Annotated in this window: 19 protein-coding genes; 12 read left to right on the top strand and 7 right to left on the bottom strand. The window is 29.7% G+C overall.

From position 1 onward, the window contains the following. Positions 1 to 35: 35 nt before the first annotated feature. The 11 genes from BT151_RS09310 to BT151_RS09260 all read left to right on the top strand — a co-directional run bounded on the left by BT151_RS09310 (position 36) and on the right by BT151_RS09260 (position 10903). On the top strand, positions 36 to 881 hold the full coding sequence (locus tag BT151_RS09310; RefSeq protein ID WP_072401517.1) for an outer membrane protein assembly factor BamD: 846 nt from the start codon (positions 36 to 38) through the stop codon (positions 879 to 881). A 12-nt stretch (positions 882 to 893) separates the two neighbouring features. Then, a complete protein-coding gene (locus BT151_RS09305) occupies positions 894 to 1223 on the top strand; it encodes a DNA-directed RNA polymerase subunit omega (protein WP_072401516.1) in 330 nt (109 codons plus the stop codon). Between the two features lie 6 nt (positions 1224 to 1229). Continuing rightward, positions 1230 to 2441: a bifunctional phosphopantothenoylcysteine decarboxylase/phosphopantothenate--cysteine ligase CoaBC gene (gene coaBC, locus BT151_RS09300; RefSeq protein WP_072401515.1), complete on the top strand. Its 1212-nt coding sequence runs from the start codon at positions 1230 to 1232 to the stop codon at positions 2439 to 2441. Further along, positions 2434 to 3321: a type IX secretion system protein PorD gene (gene porD, locus BT151_RS09295; protein WP_072401514.1), complete on the top strand. Its 888-nt coding sequence runs from the start codon at positions 2434 to 2436 to the stop codon at positions 3319 to 3321. The genes coaBC and porD overlap by 8 nt, the downstream gene beginning before the upstream one ends. A 65-nt stretch (positions 3322 to 3386) precedes the next feature. Beyond that, entirely contained in the window at positions 3387 to 5039 is a 1653-nt protein-coding gene (recN, locus tag BT151_RS09290) for a DNA repair protein RecN (RefSeq protein WP_072401513.1), read from the top strand. Positions 5040 to 5124: 85 nt separating this feature from the next. Next, positions 5125 to 5943 carry an enoyl-ACP reductase FabI gene (locus BT151_RS09285; protein WP_072401512.1) on the top strand — a complete coding sequence of 273 codons (819 nt, stop codon included), beginning with the start codon at positions 5125 to 5127 and terminating at the stop codon, positions 5941 to 5943. A 64-nt stretch (positions 5944 to 6007) separates the two neighbouring features. Further along, positions 6008 to 7012, top strand: coding sequence for a glycosyltransferase family 2 protein (locus tag BT151_RS09280; protein ID WP_072401511.1), 1005 nt, complete (start codon positions 6008 to 6010; stop codon positions 7010 to 7012). Continuing rightward, positions 7009 to 7968, top strand: a complete 960-nt coding sequence (locus tag BT151_RS09275; RefSeq protein WP_245794772.1) for a CdaR family protein — start codon at positions 7009 to 7011, stop codon at positions 7966 to 7968. The genes BT151_RS09280 and BT151_RS09275 overlap by 4 nt, the downstream gene beginning before the upstream one ends. Further along, the gene (gene coaE, locus BT151_RS09270; protein WP_072401510.1) at positions 7965 to 8549 is read left to right on the top strand and encodes a dephospho-CoA kinase; all 585 of its coding nucleotides are present in this window, start codon (positions 7965 to 7967) and stop codon (positions 8547 to 8549) included. The genes BT151_RS09275 and coaE overlap by 4 nt, the downstream gene beginning before the upstream one ends. Positions 8550 to 8663: 114 nt before the next feature. Further along, positions 8664 to 10196 (top strand): sensor histidine kinase, encoded by a 1533-nt coding sequence (locus BT151_RS09265; RefSeq protein WP_084647916.1) that lies wholly within the window; start codon positions 8664 to 8666, stop codon positions 10194 to 10196. 2 nt (positions 10197 to 10198) lie between these two features. Then, complete coding sequence (locus BT151_RS09260) at positions 10199 to 10903, top strand: response regulator transcription factor (RefSeq protein WP_072401508.1); 705 nt, start codon at positions 10199 to 10201, stop codon at positions 10901 to 10903. A gap of 105 nt (positions 10904 to 11008) precedes the next feature. On the opposite strand, the gene BT151_RS09255 is transcribed toward BT151_RS09260, so the two are convergent. The 5 genes from BT151_RS09255 to BT151_RS09235 are packed head-to-tail and all read right to left on the bottom strand — an operon-like array spanning position 11009 to position 16235. Beyond that, on the bottom strand, positions 11009 to 11668 hold the full coding sequence (locus tag BT151_RS09255) for an alpha/beta hydrolase (RefSeq protein ID WP_072401507.1): 660 nt from the start codon (positions 11666 to 11668) through the stop codon (positions 11009 to 11011). Further along, a complete protein-coding gene (locus tag BT151_RS09250) occupies positions 11669 to 12010 on the bottom strand; it encodes a hypothetical protein (RefSeq protein WP_072401506.1) in 342 nt (113 codons plus the stop codon). Then, positions 12011 to 13267 (bottom strand): dihydroorotase, encoded by a 1257-nt coding sequence (locus BT151_RS09245; protein WP_072401505.1) that lies wholly within the window; start codon positions 13265 to 13267, stop codon positions 12011 to 12013. Then, positions 13264 to 15189, bottom strand: a complete 1926-nt coding sequence (locus tag BT151_RS09240; protein WP_072401504.1) for a BatA domain-containing protein — start codon at positions 15187 to 15189, stop codon at positions 13264 to 13266. The genes BT151_RS09245 and BT151_RS09240 overlap by 4 nt, the downstream gene beginning before the upstream one ends. A 38-nt stretch (positions 15190 to 15227) precedes the next feature. Next, entirely contained in the window at positions 15228 to 16235 is a 1008-nt protein-coding gene (locus BT151_RS09235) for a glycosyltransferase family 2 protein (protein WP_072401503.1), read from the bottom strand. Positions 16236 to 16337: 102 nt separating this feature from the next. Here BT151_RS09235 and BT151_RS09230 point away from each other — a divergent pair, with 102 nt between their 5' ends. Further along, the gene (locus tag BT151_RS09230) at positions 16338 to 18233 is read left to right on the top strand and encodes a M61 family metallopeptidase (protein WP_072401502.1); all 1896 of its coding nucleotides are present in this window, start codon (positions 16338 to 16340) and stop codon (positions 18231 to 18233) included. Positions 18234 to 18322: 89 nt separating this feature from the next. Here BT151_RS09230 and BT151_RS09225 read toward each other — a convergent pair whose 3' ends face one another. Together BT151_RS09225 and BT151_RS09220 are read right to left on the bottom strand one after the other, a co-directional pair. Next, positions 18323 to 19819, bottom strand: coding sequence for a S10 family peptidase (locus BT151_RS09225; RefSeq protein ID WP_072401501.1), 1497 nt, complete (start codon positions 19817 to 19819; stop codon positions 18323 to 18325). A gap of 84 nt (positions 19820 to 19903) precedes the next feature. Beyond that, positions 19904 to 21100, bottom strand: a complete 1197-nt coding sequence (locus BT151_RS09220) for a sensor histidine kinase (RefSeq protein WP_072401500.1) — start codon at positions 21098 to 21100, stop codon at positions 19904 to 19906. Positions 21101 to 21148: the final 48 nt, after the last annotated feature.

Here is a 21148-nt window from a genome sequence, read left to right as displayed (position 1 = left end):
TTAATAACTTAATTTTGCATTCTGTTTAAAATTCTATGAAGAACTTTTTTTACATATTAATAACACTCACTATTTTAACTAGTTGTAGCGAATATCAAAAAGCATTAAAGTCTGAAGATATTGCTGTTAAATTTAAATTAGGAGAAGACTTATACAACGAAGGTAAGTTTGCAAAAGCCAATAGGCTTTTTGCTCAAATTGTACCAAGTTATAGAGGTAAGCCACAAGCTGAAAAATTAATGTACTTGTATTCTAATTCATTTTATCAAATGAAAGATTACTACGTTGCAGGTTATCAGTTTGAGCGTTTTGCATCTAGTTACCCAAGTAGCGAAAAATTAGAAGAAGCTTCTTTTTTTAGTGCAAAGAGTTACTATATGCTGTCTCCAGTTTATTCCAAAGATCAAAAAGAGACTAAAGATGCTATAGAGAAGCTTCAAGAGTTTATCAATTTGTTTCCAGATTCTCAATATGCTGAAGAAGCTAATAAGCTAGTTCAAGAATTAGATTTTAAGTTGGAGAAAAAAGCTTTTGAAATAGCAAAACAATATAAAGAAATAGCTCCAGGTTATACTAAAGATTTTAATGCAGCTATAAAGTCATTTGATAATTTCCTTTTCGATTTTCCAGGTTCTTCATTACGTGAAGATGCCATGTTTTATAAGCTAGATGCGATGTATCAACAAGCTATGAATAGTGTTGAATATAAAAACACTATTCAAGAAGGTTTGTTATATTTAAAGAAAGATCGTTTAGAAAACGCAAAAGAATTCTCAAATACATTTAAAAAAACATTTACTAATTCTAAATATATAGAAACTGTTAATGAAATGAGTGGGACTATTGAAGAAGAATTACAAAATTATAGCACAAAAAGTTAAATAATAAAGACAATGGATTTAAAGAAAACCAATGCTCCAGTTAATACGGTAACGTACGACAGAAATCAAATAGATGAGCCAACAGAAAACATCTACGAGTCAATTTCTATCATCGCAAGACGTGCGGAACAAATTAATACTGAGATTAAAAAAGAACTTATTGATAAGTTAGAGGAATTTGCTACTTACAATGACAGTCTTGAAGAAATCTTTGAAAACAAAGAGCAAATTGAGGTATCTAAATTTTACGAAAAATTACCAAAACCTCATGCATTAGCTGTTCAAGAATGGTTAACAGATAAAATTTATTTTAGAAATACTGAGGAAGATTCTCAGGAATAATTTCTTATGAGCATATTAAGCGGCAAGAACATACTATTAGGAATTAGTGGTGGTATTGCCGCTTATAAATCGGCTTCATTAGTAAGGTTATTTGTAAAATCGGGCGCAAACGTAAAAGTAGTTTTGACGCCATCTGCAAAAGATTTTATCACACCTTTAACCTTATCAACACTTTCAAAACATCCTGTATATTCATCCTTTACAAATGAAGAGGATGACAATGCTGTTTGGAATAATCATGTAGATTTAGGCTTATGGGCAGATTTACTCATAATTGCTCCAGCTACAGCTAATACACTATCTAAAATGGCAAATGGCGTATGCGATAATTTATTATTAGCAACCTATTTATCGGCTAAATGCCCTGTGTATTTTGCACCAGCTATGGATTTAGATATGTACAAACACGAAAGTACTCGTCGTTCGTTTAAAGTCTTAAAAAGTTATGGAAACATAATGATTCCTGCTACAAGTGGTGAATTAGCAAGTGGATTAGTGGGAGAAGGAAGAATGGCAGAACCTGAAGATATTGTAACTTATATAGAAGATGATATTTTAGGCAAACTTCCACTTCGTGGGAAAAAAGTGCTAATTACAGCAGGACCAACATACGAGGCTATAGATCCTGTACGTTTTATAGGAAATCATTCTAGCGGTAAAATGGGGTTTGAAATTGCCAAAGCAGCAGCAAATAATGGTGCTGAAGTTATTTTAATCACAGGGCCAACACATCAAAAAGTATCACATAGTTTAATTGAAATTGTTCCAGTAACTAGTGCACAAGATATGTATGATGCTGCTCACGAGTATTTTAATAGTGTTGATGTGGCTATACTTTCTGCAGCCGTTGCCGATTATAAACCAAAAGATGTTGCTACACAGAAAATAAAGAAGAAAGATTCTACGTTAACTTTAGAGTTAGAGAAAACAAAAGATATTTTGGCATCATTAGGTGATATTAAAAAACAGCAATATTTAGTTGGTTTCGCTTTAGAAACCAATGATGAACTTGAAAATGCCAAAGGGAAATTAAAAAGAAAGAATTTAAATTTAATTGTTTTAAATTCGTTAAATGATAAAGGTGCAGGTTTTAAGGGAGACACTAATAAAGTAACCTTTATAGATGATAAAGAAATCATCACTGAGTTTAAATTAAAATCTAAAGCTGAAGTAGCAACCGATTTATTAAATAAAATTATATCACAAATTAATGCGTAACATCCTAGTTGTATTTATATTTTGCTTTGTAATTAAAGGTTTTTCACAAGAATTGAATTGCAATTTAGTTGTTAATGCGCAACAAACCGGTAATGAAAACTTTCCCATTTTTAAAACTTTAGAAAAGCAGCTTACAGAGTTTATTAACAATACAAAATGGACAAATAAAACATTTAAAAACCAAGAGCGCATAGATTGTAGTATGGTAATAAATGTAACTAGTTATAGTGGAGAAGCGTTTCAAGCATCTATACAAGTACAATCTTCACGTCCAGTTTATGGGTCTTCATTTAGTACACCTATTTATAATTTTAACGATAAAGATTTTAATTTTAGATATTTAGAATTTCAAAATTTAATTTTTAATCCAACACAATTTGAATCTAATTTAGTGTCGGTTTTAGCATTTCATGTTTACATGGTTTTAGCTTTAGATGCCGATTCTTTTTCAGAAAAAGGTGGAGATGCTTATTATAAGCAAGCACAAACAATAGTCAACTATTCACAACAAGGCAACTTTAAAGGTTGGAAACTAGAAGATGGTTTACAAAGCAGATTTGCATTAATAGATAATGTTTTATCACCAACATTTAAAGAATATAGAAGTGTTATGTATAACTATCACAGAAATGGTTTAGATGTTATGAGTGATAATACAAAAGAAGGCAAAGATGAAATTGGAAAATCTTTACAACAGTTTCAAACTATGAATAGTCGTAGACCTAACTCGTTTCTTCTTCGTACATTTTTTGATGCAAAAGCAGATGAAATTGAACAAATTTTTACAGATGGACCAAATGTGAATATTGCTAACGTTAAAGAAATGCTGCAAAAAGTAGCGCCAATGCATAGTAGTAAATGGCAAAATATTAAATATTAAATGATGCTTTTTTAAAAAGGCATTTCTTATATTTATTCTTCAAATTTTAATACTTTTAAAACACTTTGCTAACATCACTTTCTATAAAAAATTACGCTTTAATAGATAAACTTCATGTCGATTTTAATGATGGTTTTTCAATAATCACAGGAGAAACTGGTGCAGGAAAATCTATATTATTAGGAGGTTTATCATTAATCCTTGGTAAACGAGCCGATTTAAGTAGCTTAAAAGACGATTCTCAAAAATGTGTTATTGAAGCTGTTTTTAATGTGTCAAACTATAATTTAAAAGCACTTTTTAAAGCTGAAGATTTTGATTACGAAACCCAAACTATTATTCGTAGAGAAATTTTACCATCAGGAAAATCGAGAGCCTTTGTAAACGATTCACCAGTAAATCTTAGTAGTCTACAAGTTTTAGGAGAACGTTTAATAGATATACATTCACAACATCAAACATTAGAGCTTACTAGTAACGATTTTCAGTTTCAGGTTATTGATGCACTTGCAAATAATGATGAAAATTTACAGGTATATAAACAAGAGTTAAAAGTCTATAAAAGTCTTCAAAAAGAGTTAAAAGAGCTTTTAAATTTTCAAGCAGAAGCTATTAAAGAACATGATTACAATTTGTTTTTGTTAAATGAACTTATTGAAGCTAATTTAATTGAAGGTGAACTTGAAACGCTAGAAGAAGAGTATGAAACTTTAAATAATATTGAAAGTATTCAAGAGAAACTTTCTGAAGCATATCAACTATTAAATGAAGAGCAAATAGGTGTTTTATCATCACTTACATCATTAAAAAATGTGCTTCAAAAATTGACTACATACTCATCAAAATATGAAGATATATTTAATAGAACACAAAGTAGTTTAATTGAAATTGATGATGTTTTTAGTGAAGTAAACAGACTTCAAGAAGGTTTAGATGCAGATCCAAATAGACTTGAAACGGTCGATTCTAAACTAAAAATACTTCATAATTTAATGCAAAAGCATGTAGTTGATAATATTTCCGATTTAATCGAAATTAAAAATCAACTAGATGAAAAAGTTGCTGTTACCCAAAATCTTGATGAAACTATTAAGAAGAAGCAAGCAGAAATTACTTCAAAAGAAAATGATTTGAATACAGTTGCAAAAACTATTCATAAAAAAAGGACTGAAGTTATTCCGCAATTAAAAACAGAGCTTGAAACCATTTTAAGTAGTTTAGGGATGCCAAATGCACAGTTTAAAATGGATTTAACTTTTGCGAATACTTTTTATGCTAACGGAAAAGATGAATTATCCTTTTTGTTTTCAGCCAATAAAGGCGGGAGTTTTAATGAACTTAAAAAAGCAGCTTCAGGCGGTGAATTGTCTCGTATAATGCTTGCTATAAAATCGGTTTTAGCTAATTATATTCAATTACCAACGATTATGTTTGATGAAATTGATACTGGTGTTTCTGGTGAAATTTCAAATAAAATGGGCGACATTATGCTGCAAATGAGTAAAAATATGCAAGTATTTTCTATAACACATTTACCACAAATTGCTGCGAAAGGACATTCACATTTTAAAGTCTATAAAGAAGATGTAAATGATGTTACTCAAACTAACTTGGTAAAGTTAAATCATGACGAGCGTATTGTGGAAATTGCACAAATGCTAGGTGGTATTGAAATGTCTTCATCTGCTATTGCACATGCTAAAGAATTACTAAATTAAAAAAAGTTAAAAGTTTTAAGTTAAAAGTTTTTTACCTTTGAGCACTTTTAAGAACTAAACAACTAACGACTTAACAATAAAATATATGTCATACAATTTATTAAAAGGAAAAAAAGGAATCATTTTTGGAGCTTTAGATTCAAACTCAATTGCTTGGAAAACTGCAGAACGTGTTCATGAAGAAGGCGGAGAATTTGTATTAACAAATGCGCCTGTAGCAATGAGAATGGGGCAAATAAATGAGCTAGCTGAAAAAACAGGTTCACAAATTATTCCTGCAGATGCCACATCTCTTGAAGATTTACAAAACTTAGTTGATAAATCTACTGAGATTTTAGGAGGTAAAATTGATTTTGTTTTACACTCAATTGGTATGTCAATAAATGTTAGAAAAGGAAAGCATTATACAGATCAAAATTATGATTGGACTCAAAAAGGAACCGATGTTTCTGCGATGTCTTTTCATAAGTTAATGCAAACGCTTTACAAAAGTGATGCAATGAACGAGTGGGGAAGTATTGTGGCTCTAACTTATATGGCGGCACAACGTGTATTTCCAGATTATAATGATATGGCAGATAATAAAGCCTATTTAGAAAGTATTGCACGTAGTTTTGGGTATTTCTTCGGTCGTGATAAAAAAGTGCGTGTTAACACAATTTCACAATCACCAACGCCAACTACTGCAGGTAGTGGTGTAAAAGGGTTTGATGGTTTTATCGCTTACGCAGAAAAAATGTCTCCACTTGGTAATGCAACCGCTTTAGATTGTGCAAATTATACGGTATCATTATTTAGTGATTTAACTAAACGAGTAACATTACAAAACCTTTATCATGATGGAGGATTTAGTAATATGGGTGTTAGTGATGCTGTAATGAGTACATTTACAGGAGAAGAATAAAATATTTTAAAATATAGAAAACGAGCCATCTTTATTAAGATGGCTTTTTTGTTACTTTTGTGCTATGAAATTACAGTTTTCATTTATAATTCCTGTTTATAACCGTCCAGACGAAATACAGGAGCTTTTACAAAGTTTTGAAGCTTTGGAAACTGAAATACCTTTTGAAGTTGTAATTGTTGAAGATGGGTCAACAAAATCCTCAAAAGAAGTAGTTGATAGTTATAAAAGTAAACTTAATATATCTTATTTTTTTAAAGAAAACTCTGGACCTGGAGATTCAAGAAATTTTGGAATGCAGCATGCTAAAGGAAACTATTTTATAATATTAGATTCCGATTGTATTTTACCAGTAAACTATTTAAATGAAGTTGAAAAAAGCTTAAAAGAGAATTATGTAGATTGTTTTGGCGGACCAGATGCAGCCCATAAATCGTTTACAAATCTTCAAAAGGCAATAAATTTTTCAATGACATCGTTTATTACCACTGGAGGTATTCGTGGTAATAAAAATAGTGTAGATAAATTTCAACCTAGAAGTTTTAATATGGGTATTTCTAAAAATGCTTTTTTTGCTTCTAATGGTTTTGGCAAAATTCACCCAGGAGAAGATCCAGATTTATCTATTCGACTTTGGAATTTAGGGTTTAAAACAAAGCTAATTCCTCAGGCTTATGTATATCATAAACGTCGTATTTCATGGAGTAATTTCTATAAACAGGTATATAAGTTTGGTTTGGTAAGACCCATTTTGAATAAGTGGCATCCGCAAACAAAAAAAATAACATATTGGTTTCCTACAGTTTTCATTATAGGTTTTATTACATCAATATTGCTGTATTTTATGGGTTTTAAATGGCTAATATTAGCTTATATTTTGTATTTTATAGTTGCCTTTATTGTGGCTTTAGTTTCAACAAAAAACCTTGTTGTATCTATGCTTTCTTTAATTGCTATTATGACACAATTTTTTGGGTATGGATATGGGTTTTTGAAATCAACTTTTGTATCTATATTAAATAAAGAACCGGAAAAATATTTTCCACAATTATTTTTTAAACAGAAATGATAAAAAAGTTAAAATCTGAAATTGTTAAGTCCATAAAAAACAAAAGAATAAATGTGTTTTTTTTGTTTTTGTTTTCAGCTTTCATCATTTTAATATTTACTAAGCTCTCAAAGGAATATACAAATACACTTGCTTTCGAAATTGAAAAGATAAATGTGCCTCAGGAAAATATCATTTTGAACGACTCAGTAAAATTAAATATCACATTAAAAACCCATGGTTTTAAATGGCTTAAATACTATATATCTCAGCCAAAAATTAAAGTTGATTTTAGTAAAGATGTTTATAAAAAACAAGGTGTATTTATGTGGAGTAAATCTAAAGCCTATTTAAACAATACTCAGTTTAATAAGCAAGTAGAGTTACTTAATATTTCGCCAGATACGTTAATCTTTAGGTATGGTATAAATTTGGTTAAAAAGGTGCCTGTTAAAGTAAATGCAGATGTGAATTTTACACCAGGTTATAATATGTCAAGCAAATTGGTTTCAGAGCCAGATTCTATTGTTATAGTTGGACCAAATATTTTAGTCTCTAAAATACATTTTTTAGAGACAGAAGAAATTACTATTAATGATGTAAGATCAAACATATCTAAAAACACAAAACTGAAGTTACCAGAAAATAAATCTGATTTAAATTTTTCAAATAATGAGGTTACCATAAAAGCTAAAGTTGAGAAATTTACAGAAGGGACTTTAAATATTCCAATAACCATTATTAATAAACCTAAAGACATAACAATAAAATATTTTCCTAAAGCTGTAAATGTTTCATATTATGTTAGTTTAAGCGATTATAGTAGTATAACAAACAAAAATTTTAAAGTAGTTTGCGATTATAATAAAATTAGCGATAACCAATCATTTTTAATTCCAGAGTTTGCTAAAACTCCAGAAAAAGTAAGAAATGCTAAAATTAGCCAACAACGTATAGAATTTATCATAACAAAATGATTATTGTAGGACTAACAGGCGGTATAGGAAGCGGTAAAACAACCGTTGCAAAACAGTTTAATCTTTTAGGTGTTCCTGTTTATATAGCTGATGAAGAAGCTAAAAAATTGATGCATAAATCTAAAATTATTAAGCGAAAACTTAATCAGTTATTTGAAGATAAAGCCTATTTTGATGGTAAGCTTAACAAACCATTGATAGCCAATATTATTTTTAATGATGATACTTATTTAAAAAAGATGAATGCCATAATTCACCCCAGAGTTGCCAGACATTTTGAAAAATGGGTAATAAAACAAAAGGCACCTTACGTTATAAAAGAAGTTGCTATTTTATTTGAAAATGGAGGAGAAAAAGCCTGTGATTTTGTTATTACAGTTATTGCAGATAAAGAATTACGAGTAAAACGATTATTAGAGCGCGATAGTACTACAAAACAAAAAATTGAAGCCATAATGAAAAATCAATGGACTGATGACGAGAAAATAAAAAAATCAGACTTTGTAATTGATAATAGCAACCTTGAACACACCAAAAAGCAAGTTTTTAAAATACATAACAAAATTCTCAAAAAATGTTAAGCTATTAAAATATTAACATTTTTGTTAATGTAAGGTTAAAAATAAGACTAATAAATGTTAAAATGTTAATTTTGAATGATGAGCAAAAGAATATTTATCCTACTTATAATACTAATGAGCTTATCACTTGTGGGTATTATATCTATTCAAGCTTATTATATTAACGATTCGGTAAAAAACCAAAAGGAACGTTTTAAATCTAATGTAGTTACGGTGCTAAACAACGTGTCTAACACCATTGAGGAAAGCGAGTTTGAAAAGTACTATGCCGAGTACTTAAGCTTAGATAAAGAAAAAAAAGTTGATGAAGATGCCATTTCTCAATTGCTTATTTATCGAAAAAATAATAGCACAAAAGAAACGCTTATTTATAAAAGTAATGTTTTAGAAGAGAACTATAAACTATCTTCTTCGCTCTTTGACATTGGTTTAGATAGCCTTGATATTACAAATATTATAGGTAATTCTAGTACAGAAATATATAGTGATATTGAATCAACAGAAAAGGATTTAAAAAGTCCAATATTAAATATTATTAGAAGTGGTACCATTGATGAAGCTCAAAAGTTAACTTTTAAGAAAAATTTTAAAGAAGTTTTTAAAAGAAAACCAATTCATAAACGTGTTTCAGAAGAAGAAATAAGAGGATTGTTATCTGAAAAACTTAAAAAATATGGTGTTAATATAGATTTTGAATTTGCTATATATAGTAATGATTTAGCAACAAAAGTACGTAGTGAGAATTTTGAAAATTTGAAAAAATCTACGTTTAGTGTACCTGTTTTTTATGATGAAAATAACCAAAGTTTATATAAACTTTTAGTTAATTTTCCTGGTGACAGAAAGTTTATATTATCTGGAGTAATGGGCATGATTTTGCTCTCTATTATTTTTACATCAATTATAATATTGGCTTATTCAAGTGCATTATATCAATTGGTAAAACAACGTAAAATCTCTGAGATAAAAAGTGATTTTATAAATAACATGACGCATGAGTTTAAAACACCTATTGCTACAATAAATTTAGCTTTAGATGCCATTAGAAACCCTAAAGTTATAGATGAAAAAGATAAAGTGTTGCGTTATCTTACTATGATAAAGGAAGAAAATAAAAGAATGCATGCACAAGTTGAAAATGTATTAAGAATATCTAAATTAGAAAAAAACGAACTAAATATTAGTAAGGATAGAGTTAATTTGCACGACTTAGTTGAAGATGCTATAACACATGTAGAACTTATAGTTGAAGATAGACAAGGTTATATAAAAACATTTTTAGAAGCCGATAAATCTTCAATTTTAGCTAACGAAACACACCTTACTAATGTTATTGTAAACATTTTGGATAATGCCATAAAGTATTCTCCAAATGAACCAAAAATAGAAGTATATACAGAGAATGTGGGAACAAACATTTTCTTAAAAATAAAAGATCATGGTAGCGGAATGAGTAAAGCTGTTGCCAAAAGAGTGTTCGAAAAGTTTTATAGAGAACACACAGGAAATATTCATAACGTAAAAGGCCATGGTTTAGGTTTGGCATACGTTAAAAGAATGGTTGAAGACCATCAAGGTCATGTATCAGTAGAAAGTGAAAAAGACAAAGGAAGCACATTTATTATAAAGCTTCCGCTAATATCATAAATATGGAAGAGCACAAGAAAAGAATTTTATTAGTTGAGGACGATCCAAATTTTGGAACTGTTCTTAAAGATTATTTAATGATGAATGATTACGAAGTTACTCATGCTAAAAATGGTATGGAAGGCTTCGAGAAGTTTAAGAAAGACGATTTCGATTTGTGCATTTTAGATGTTATGATGCCTTATAAAGATGGGTTTACACTAGCTAAAGAAATAAGAGAAAAAAACACCGATGTACCAATTATCTTTTTAACTGCTAAAACGATGAAAGAAGACGTTTTAAAAGGTTATAAAGTTGGTGCAGACGACTATTTAAACAAACCTTTTGATAGTGAGGTTTTATTAATGAAAATTAAAGCTATCATACAACGTAAAGCAACAGAAACAATTTCTGATAGTAAACAATTTGAGTTTAAAATTGGAGGTTTTGATTTAAATTCAAAATTACGTTTCTTAAAATATAATGGGGGAGAGCCTGTTAAATTATCGCCTAAGGAAAACGAATTATTACGTTTATTAGCGTTACATGAAAACGATTTAATGCCTCGTGAGTTAGCACTAACAAAAATATGGAGAGATGATAATTACTTTACATCTCGTAGTATGGATGTTTACATTGCAAAACTACGTAAGTATTTAAAACTAGACGAAAAAGTAGAAATACTTAACATTCATGGTGAAGGTTTTAGATTGGTTGTTAATAGTTAAAAAAGATAAATTATATAATAAAAAATCCAGCTCTTATGCTGGATTTTTTTATGCATTATTTTTTTAAATATTAAAATTCAAAAATTTTAAATAAAAATCAGTGTATTAGTATATTCTTTTCATCAACCATTCCTTAAACTCGTAGAAATTTTGAGGAGCAACACCATGCCCAACAGGAAATTCTGAGTATTGGTGTTTAATACTTAAATTGTTCAAAAAAGGCGCATTTTGTCTTGCCCAATCAACAGGAATAACTTGGTCTACACTACCATGAGAACAATAAAAATCTAAATTAGAGTAATCTTTACTTTCAAGGTTCTCAGGTAAAATATCAGGATTTATGTAGCCACTTAAAGCAATAATGTTTTTAACTTTTTCTGGATATGTTAAAGCCACTGCATAGCTTAAAATACTACCTTGGCTAAAGCCTAAAAGCGTTACATTATCTTTAATAACTGGATAAGTTGAAGTTGCTTCATCAATAAATTTAGCAATTAAATCTCGAGATTGTTTTGCTTGTTCATTATCACTCCATTTACCTTTTTCGGCATCAAAATTAATAGCATACCAAGCATTACCATAAGGTTGCATAGGGTAAGGTGCTTTAACTGAAATTATAAAAAGTTCTTCTGGTAATTCGCTAGAAAATGAAAATAAGTCATTTTCATCACTGCCATAACCATGCATCATAATAAGCAATGGTGCATTTTCTTTTAAAGTAGATTTACGAATAATATGTTGTAAAGAAAGTGATGTATTAGTCATTTATTTTCCCAGATTTGCGAATATTTTTTGATAAAATGCTCCAACTAATGGAACGGCAATTGCTTTTCTTCCAAGAGCATTTACAAAGCCATAAATGAAAAGTACCGTGAAAAATAGATAAAAACTTGAAGAAACTAACCAACTATCAAAAATACCAATAATATAGCCTAATGCATAAAACGTAAGCCATAAGCCCAAAGATTGTCTAATATGAAAACTAGCAAAAGCACTTTTTTTATCATCTTCATTATTCAAAAAAAAAGCAATTATAACTCCAAAAATAGTTATGTAACTAATAATGGCATTTTTACGTCCTCTTTCAATATCTTGTTCTGTCATCATTTAATTATTTAAAGCTACTTTATTATTTGATATAATTCCGTAAACTTTTCCTTTTAGGGTTTCATTTTCAAAAATAGCATTTTTAGATTTTGAAATAATATCACTTTTAGAAAAGGTGTATTTTGTATCCGGATTAAAAAGCGTCATATTTAATTTTTCATCAATATTTATTGATGTGTTTTCTAGACCAAATCTAGTTTTTCCTTTTGTTAAAATATCTATAGTTTTCTTTAAAGTAAATATGGTTTGAAGCGCACCAAAGGCACTTTCTAAACCAATAGTACCATACTCAGCGTGGTCAAATTCTACTTTCTTTTGCTCAACATCAATTGGGTTGTGGTCACTAGTAACCATATCTATGGTACCATCTTTAACGCCTTCAATTAATGCATCCAAATCTGTTTGTGTTCGTAATGGTGGTAATACTTTAAAGTGCGTATTAAAGTCATTTAACATGCTGTCTGTAAAGTATAAATTATGAATGGCAACACTACAAGTTACGTCTAGCTTTTTCTTTTTGGCATCTCTTATTAATTCTACCGATTTTACTGATGATATAGTTGGTATATGTAATTTTCCACCTGTATATTCTAATAAAAATAAGTCGCGTGCAATTTGAAGCTCTTCAGCTAAAGCAGGAATTCCTTTTAAACCAAGTTTGGTGCTAGTTATGTTTTCGTTCATTACACCATGTCCAGAAATTTTATTTTCCTGCGGAAAAGAGCAAACCAATCCATTAAAATTACTTGCGTACTGCAAGGCTATTTTCATCAAATTTGGGTTTGAAATTGGCTTTTTATAATCATAAAAGGCAACAGCTCCAGCAGTATTCATGTCATAAAGTTCTGCTAAATCTTCCCCTTTACTATTCACTGTTAATGAACCAATAGGTAATAAGGTAACAGCCTTTTTATATGCTCTTGAATTTACGAACGTCACATCAGAATTAGAATCAATTACAGGGTTTGTGTTCGCATTTAAAGCTACTGCAGTAAAACCAGAAGAGGCGGCTGTTTTAAGTCCGTTTTCTATAGTATCACGTTCCTCAAAACCAGGTTCGCCAAAACTCACACTACTATCAAACCAGCCTTGAGATACATGCAGGTTATCCAATTTAATTTCTTGATAGTTTTTTGGGTTTTTAATGTTGTTGGCAATTTTAGTAATCTCACCATTTTCAATTAATAAATCCTGAGTGGTGTTATGAAATTCACTCTTTGAATCTATAATGGTAGCAGATTTTATAAGTATGTTCATTTAAAGAATTTTAAGATGAGCATTTCAATAATCAATAACGCTAGCGCAAAAATAACAAACCATTTCCATAGCGCGTTAACTTTTGTGTCACTTTTTATGGTATCGAAAATTTCAGTAATTGAATTGCTTATGGTTATTTGATTTGTTGTTGAAAGACTTGTGTAAACTAAATCACTTTCATTTCTGTTGTAATTATAACTTACGTTTTTTATAATATCATTCTTGTTTTTTATAGAATAAGTTCCTGCTATTGTTGGATTTTCGGAGGTGCTAATCACAACTTTATTATTAAAATATTGTTGTTTTGGGATAATGTTTATCTCATTATTTACAAGTGATAAAACAGCATCTTGTTGTAATTGTGTGTCTACATCAAAAGTATTTTCCTTCCCTACGGTATAATATAATTCTGGAATTTTAAAGCTTTGTTTCGCAATATTATAAAGTGTTGGGACTATTAATGGCGAATTTTTAAAACTTGAATTTTTATCATTTAAAGCAGAAGTAAATACATAAGCATTATTGCTTTGGCCTAAGAAAACTTTGCCATCTTCAAACTGTAAAACTGATGAAGCATTATTTGAAGTAAGGTTGTAAAAACTATTGACTTTTGGATATTGAAAATTGCTAACTTGTTTTTCAAAAACCCCATTACTATACAAAGGATGTGCGTAATTAATAGTTGTTATTCTTTTTTCTGAAGGAATTAAATCGCTAAAATTCGTTCTGTAATTAACCAAAAATTGATTGTATGAATTTGTGTTAATAGCATTAGAAGGTATAATTATTAAGTAACCACCTTGATTTGTAAATTGTTTTAATACAGATGATAAGGCTACAGGAATTGTATTTAATTCGTTTAAAATAATGAGGTTTTGTTTATCAATACTATTATAGTTTAGTTGATTTTCTGTGGTTGATGTATAATTGAATTCTGTATTGGTATAAATCCGTTTTAAAAAGGAATCATCATTTGCATTTATTGCTAAAACATTAATTTTGGAAGCACTATTAATGTTGAAATACAGTGTATTGTCAAACTGTAAATTTGCATCATCAATCGTTATTTTTCCATTTATTACTTGATTGGCAGGAAGTGAAAATATGGTTTCTGCTTCGTTCTCAATAGCTACAGATGTTTTTGCAATAAGCTTATCATTATTAAATAGTGAAATAGGTGAATTTTCAACAGCAATGCCACTGTTTTTTAAGCGGACTTTTATTTCTATAGAAGTCGCTGTGGTTTCAGAAATAAAAACACTATCTATAGCAATATTATTAGTGTTTACAGGCTGTAGTTTAACAAAATTTAAATTTGTAAGAGAATCTATTGATGGTTTAAAATCTGTATAATTATTTTGAAAATCACTTATAAAAACTAGGTTTTTTAATATGCCTTTTTTATTACTAAAAGCAGTTTTAGTTTTTAATAAAGCAGCATCAAGAGTTAATTCGTTTGATGAATAATCTAGCTGTAATAAATCATTTTTAATAGCCTTAATTGTGGTGTTTTTGTAAACATTATCGTTTGTAATTACAGATATATTTTCATCATCTGGTACATTGTTAATAATATCTTGCACAGCACGTTTTAAAAGTTCTCCTTTATTTCCTTTTATTTGCATGCTAAACGAATTATCTAAATAGATAGCTGTTTCTTTTTCTGTATTAAAAGTATTTGTTTTGGAAGTGAAAGGTTGTGCAAATGCTAGTACAATAGCTGCTAAAAGTAAAAGCCTTGTGCAAAGAATTAACCACTTTTTTATTTGTGAACTTTTACGAGTTTGTAGTGTTGCTTCTTTTAAAAAAGCCACATTTGTAAATTCTACCTTTTGAAATTTTCGTAATTGAAATAAATGAACAATAATGGGGATGAGCAGTAGTAATAGTGCGTAAAGAATTTCGGGGTGTTTAAACTGCATTCCTTTTTAGATTTGTCAAAGCTACATATTTTTTTTAATTAACAGAAGAAAATATAATCTTCTATTGGTTTCATATCCAATTTTAGCATGTAGTTTTTAATTTCCTTTTGCGAGCTTTTGTTTGCAACCGTAATTATACTTTGCGGATTACTAATTTTTTCTAAATCATCAAAAGGTTTTAATATTTTACCATAAATATCTCGTCCAATTTTATTTGGGTTATCACAAATCCACGTAAAAGACACATTCTTTTCAATAAGTATTTTGGCAATTGTTTTTCCTTTATTTCCAGCACCCCAAAGAACCAAAGTCTTACCTGTATTGTAATCTAACTCTAAAAAATAGTCAAGTTTTAAAGGAATAATATGGTTTTCTGTATAATGTACATGTGTTCGCGATGTTCTAGTGTTGTAATCACGCCAATTGTGTAAAACTTGATTACAAGGAATGCATTTATATTGGTGTTTGTAAAACCGAAATGCTAAATCGTAATCTTCAGGATATCTATTTGTATTGAATGCATCACAAGCAATTAAATCATCTCGATGAATCATCCAACAAGGTGAAGGAATAACACATTCTTTATAAATTTCTGAATAATTAGCTCCCGTTTGTGTTAAGTTATTCAGCCAAAATTCATAATTTTTATAACCGTTTTTTATTCCTTCTTCAGAGAAATAATTTACTAAACCAATAGAGATGTGTTTATTACCATGTGTTACTAAATTATTTACTAAAACCTTAAGTTTGTTTGGAGGCATAATATCATCACTATCCATTCTAGTAATGAGTTCACCCTTACTTTTTGAGAAAGCTAATTGTAAAGCCGTAATAATGCCTGTTCTAGAGTTTTTTAAAAGCTTTATTCTAGAGTCTTTATCCGCAAAAGCGTTAACAATATTGTGACTTTTATCAATTGAATTATTATCAACTATAATCAACTCCCAATTCTTGTAAGTTTGCTGTAAAATGGACTCAATACAATCGGCTATAAAAGCTTCTGTGTTTTTAAAAGGGATGAGTATACTAACCAATTTATTCTGCATCTAGCGAATATACATAATTACTGTTTTTAACAAAAAATTAAGATGATAACATGTCACATAATAGTATTTTCGACGTCACTTATTAAATTTAAAAAAAGGTACATGAATATTAGAATTTCTTCTGCATTACTAATGGGTAGTATTTTGTTGGCTAGCTGTGGTACAACAAAAAATAGTAGTAACGATTTAGCTACTAGTTTACCAATTGAAACTTCAATAAACTTAGCCAAGGTTGATAACGATAAAGCACCTGTTACGATAAACCCAGGTCGTTTTACAATTGAAACAGTAACCTATAGATTACCAAGAGTAGTACAGGGTACATACTCTGTAAGCGATTTTGGAAAGTATGTTGATGACTTTAAAGCCATTGATTATTCTGGTAATGAAATGCCAGTTGTTAAAACTGATGACAATACTTGGACTATTGCCAATGCAAAGCAATTAGATAAAATAACGTACTTAGTAAACGATACTTTTGATATCGAAAAACAAGGAGGAATAGGAGAGGAACAACCTTTTTCACCTTCGGGAACTAATATAGAACCTAATAATTATGTATTGAATTTACATGGATTTATTGGGTATTTTGATTCTTTAAAAAACAATCAATACAAGCTTGATGTTACTGCGGCGGCAGGTTTTGTTCGTACTTCTGCATTGCAAAATGTAAGCTCTAAAACTAGCGAAGATGGTAAAAACATTACCACAAGTTATTTCGCACCAAGATATTTTGATATTACCGATAACCCAATGATGTACGGTAACTTAGATGTTGAAGAGTTTCAAGTTGGAGATATTAAAATTGTTTTAAGTGTCTATTCTCCAAATAAATTACATTCGGCAAAGTCTTTAAAAGAAACGGTGCTTAAAATGATGCAAGCTCAAAAAGCATATTTGGGTGATGTTAATTCAACACCTCGTTATGATATTTATTTATACCTATCTGAAGGAAAAGAAGAGTCTCCTAAAGGTTTTGGTGCTTTAGAACACCATACATCTACAGTCGTTGTGCTGCCAGAAGAAATGGATGAAGAGGCTTTAGCAGAAAGTATGATTGATGTGGTTTCACATGAGTTTTTTCATATTGTCACACCTTTAAGTGTGCATTCTGAAGATGTACACTATTTTGATTATAACAACCCAACATTTTCAAAACATTTATGGATGTATGAAGGTGTTACAGAATATTTTGCAACCTTATTTCAAGTAAATCAAGGTTTGGTTGGTGAAGCTGAATTCTTCGATAAAATTATGGATAAAATTCAACGTTCAAAACGTTTAAACGATACTATGAGTTTTACTATAATGAGCGAAAACATATTAAAAGATCCTTATAAAGATCAATACTTAAATGTTTACCAAAAAGGTGCTTTAATAGGCATGTGTGTTGATATTTTAATGCGTGAAGAAAGTAATGGTAATAGAGGTATTTTATCTTTAATGAAAGAGTTATCAAATAAGTATGGAAAAAATAAACCATTTGAAGATGATAAACTTATTGAGGAAATTACAGCGATGACTTATCCATCAATAGGAGAATTTTTAAACACTCATGTTGTTGGTGACACACCAATAAACTACAACGAGTTTTTTGCTAAAGTAGGATTGGAAATAGGAGAAGGTGAAGTAGAAACTAATTACATATTTATGAATGGAGCTCCAATAGTTAGCGGAGATCCACAAAAAGGCATAATCTTCTTTACAGAAGCTGTGTTGAAAAACAGTTTTTGGGCAGATAATGGAGCGCAAGCAAATGATGTTATAAAAACTATTGATGGTACAGATGTTACTTTGCAAAATGCAAACCAAGTATTACAACAAGTATTTGGCTGGAAACCTGGTAAAGATGTTGAAGTTAAACTAGAAAGAAATGGTGAGGAAGTCGTTATAAAAACAACTACAACGCAATCTTATACAACAGGAGAAGCTATTATGGAAAAAGCTGATGCTACCGATGCTGAAAAAGCATTACGTGAAGCTTGGTTAAAAGGATAAAACTAATTGTTGTTTAAAAAGAAAACGATTGATAGAACTTGTGTTTATCAATCGTTTTTTATTGTGTTATATTTTGGTTTTTAACTCATCTAATTTTTCAAATACTTAGCAGCTTTCCCTTTAGATAATGAGTTGTTTATAAACTCACGTAAATCATCATTAGCAGATTTTAAATCGTCTTTTCTTAAGTACATCATGTGTCCGCTTCTGTAGCCTTTAAATGTGAATCTGTCTTTCATTTTTCCGCTAGGGTCAACTTGCCACATGGTATATTTAGCTCCAAAATAAGTTGTAGCACCGTCATAATAGCCAGATTGAATAAGCACTTTTAAATAAGGGTTTTGGGCCATGGCTTGACGTAAACCATCTCGAGTATTATCATTTTGTCTATCCCAAGGATGCACATCTCCAAACATATTATATTTTATATCTGTTTTAAAATTAAGATGTTCTCTAATGTAATAGTTTATAGCAGGTGTAAATGCATGATTCCACATGGTTAATTCTGGGCTGTAATCTGGTGAGTTGCCCGCCTCAGTTTTATCTAAGCCTAAGTATCTAGAATCTAAACGCCCAATGGTTTGTCCTGTTTCATCACGTAATAATTCTTTCCAAAAAAAGGAAGTAGGTACATCTAAGTTATGTTGTAAAATAGATTTTTCTGATAACCCAGAATAGTAAGCCATTTTTTTTGCGACGTCCATTTTCTCGCTTTCAGAAATAAAGCCACCTTTTGCTATAGCTGGTATAACGGTATTAATGGTGTAATTTTCTACTTCTGGTAAAATATCGAGTAAGTCTTTTTGTTGTAATTCTGATGGTAAAACGTTTTGATACCAAGCTGCAGCAGTAAAGTATGGTAAGTTTAAAGCTGAATAAAGAGGCTGTGAAGTACTATATTGTTTATAATCGGCTGGAGATACCATTATAACACCATTTAAATACATCCATTGGCTGTTTTGTAATTCGTTTGCTAAACCCATTACACGTGTTCCACCGTAACTTTCACCTATAATATATTTAGGAGATTCCCATCTGCTTTTTCTAGAAACAAACGTATTAATCCATTCTGCTAGATATTTAATATCTGCATTAATGCCAAAAAAGGTTTCACGTTTTGGTAAATTACCTTCTTTGTCTTCAATCATTCTTGAATAGCCCGTGTTTACAGGGTTTACATAAACAATATCTGCAATATCAAGTATAGAATTGGGATTGTCTTTTACGCCGTAAGGTTGTACAGGATAGCCTTCATCATCAATATTTAAAACAACAGGACCAGTGTAAGCAACATGCATCCAAACCGATGCAGAACCAGGACCTCCATTAAATGAAATGACTAAAGGTCTGTTAGCTTTGTCTTTAACATTATTACGTTCATAATATGTGTAATACAGTGTTGCTATAGGTTCATCTTTACTATTCCAAACAGGTTGTGTACCAGTGGTAGCTTTATAAGATATACTAACACCTTTTATTATTGTATTATGGTCTGTAACAACCATAGTGTCAGTTGGGATTTTTCTTTTTTGAGAAAAAACAATAAGTGTTGAAATGAATAAGAGAATAGTTAAAAAATACTTCATGATTGATGTTAGTTTGTTATTGTTAAAGGTAGCAAAAACAAATCTTTCAAAAAACTAAGTATAACTAACTAAAATAACATTGTTTTACTTAGCTAGCGTAAATTTAAAAGTTGTTTCTTTATTAATTACAGAGCTTACTTCTATAGTTCCACCCATTTTATTTATAAGTGTTTTTACAGTGTATAAACCAATACCAGTACCTTTATTTCCATTTTTATCTGCATCGTGAGCAGTATTAAATAAATCGAATAAAGTTGCTTGTTTATTTGGTTCTATACCAATACCATTATCTTTTACATAAAAAATATGATGTGTATCGTCTTCAGAATAATCAATGGTTACTACTGGTAATTCGTTTAAATTATATTTAAAACCATTATCTACTAAATTTAAAAGAATTTGTTCTAAAGCAGATTCGTTTACATTAAACAAAGAAGCTTTGTGAAGTAGTTTAAAATGATTAGGGCTAAGTGTTAAAATTGTTTTTATAGAATTAAATACATCTTCTAACTTAGTTTCTTTCTTTTCATTTTCAAGTAATTCTTCTGTTTTGTAATGTTTTAGAATTCCGTCGATATAAGCTCTTAGTGTATCTGCAGATTTTTCAATATAATTTAAATATTCTAAATCGATTTCTGGATGAGAAACTTTCAATTCATCTTTAAATAAATTAGATAAAGAAGTTATGTTTGCTAATGGCGATTTTAAATCGTGAGAAACTTTATTCGCAAAAGTTTTTAATGTATTATTTCGCTCATTTAAATTAGAAAGTGTTTCATTAAGCATTGTATTTCTAAATCTTAACTCAAAAAGATTAACTACTTGTTTGGCTAAAATTATTAAAGCTTCTTTTTGTTTTTCAGTTAATTCTCTTGGCTTATTATCATAAACACAAAGTGTGCCTAAGGGGAAGCCTTCTGGGTTAACTAATGGGACACCTGCATAAAAAGAAAGATTGTTTTCTCCTACAACTGGATTATCATGAAAACGCTCATCTTTTGTAGCGTCTTTTATAATGAATATGGGCTCGTCACTTAAAATTGCATGTCCACAAAATGAAACATCGCGAGGAGATTCTGTTAACGACAGACCATAATGAGATTTCAGAAAATTTCTGTCAGCATCTAAAAGAGTAATTAATGAAATAGGAACATCACAGATACTAGCAACTAAATTTGTAATGTTATCAAAATCAGATTCCGGTAAAGTGTCTAGTAAATTATATTGCTTTACTATTTCTAAACGTCTAGATTCATTATTAGGTAATTCCGGTTTAATCATTATAAGATAATTTTGAAGGCATGTAAGTATACGCAAAAAAAGAATAAA

It is taken from the genome of Flaviramulus basaltis, from assembly GCF_900114265.1.
Classification (GTDB): domain Bacteria; phylum Bacteroidota; class Bacteroidia; order Flavobacteriales; family Flavobacteriaceae; genus Flaviramulus; species Flaviramulus basaltis.
The sequence above is the reverse complement of the archived record's forward strand: the minus strand, read 5'-3'. Positions and strand labels throughout refer to the sequence as shown.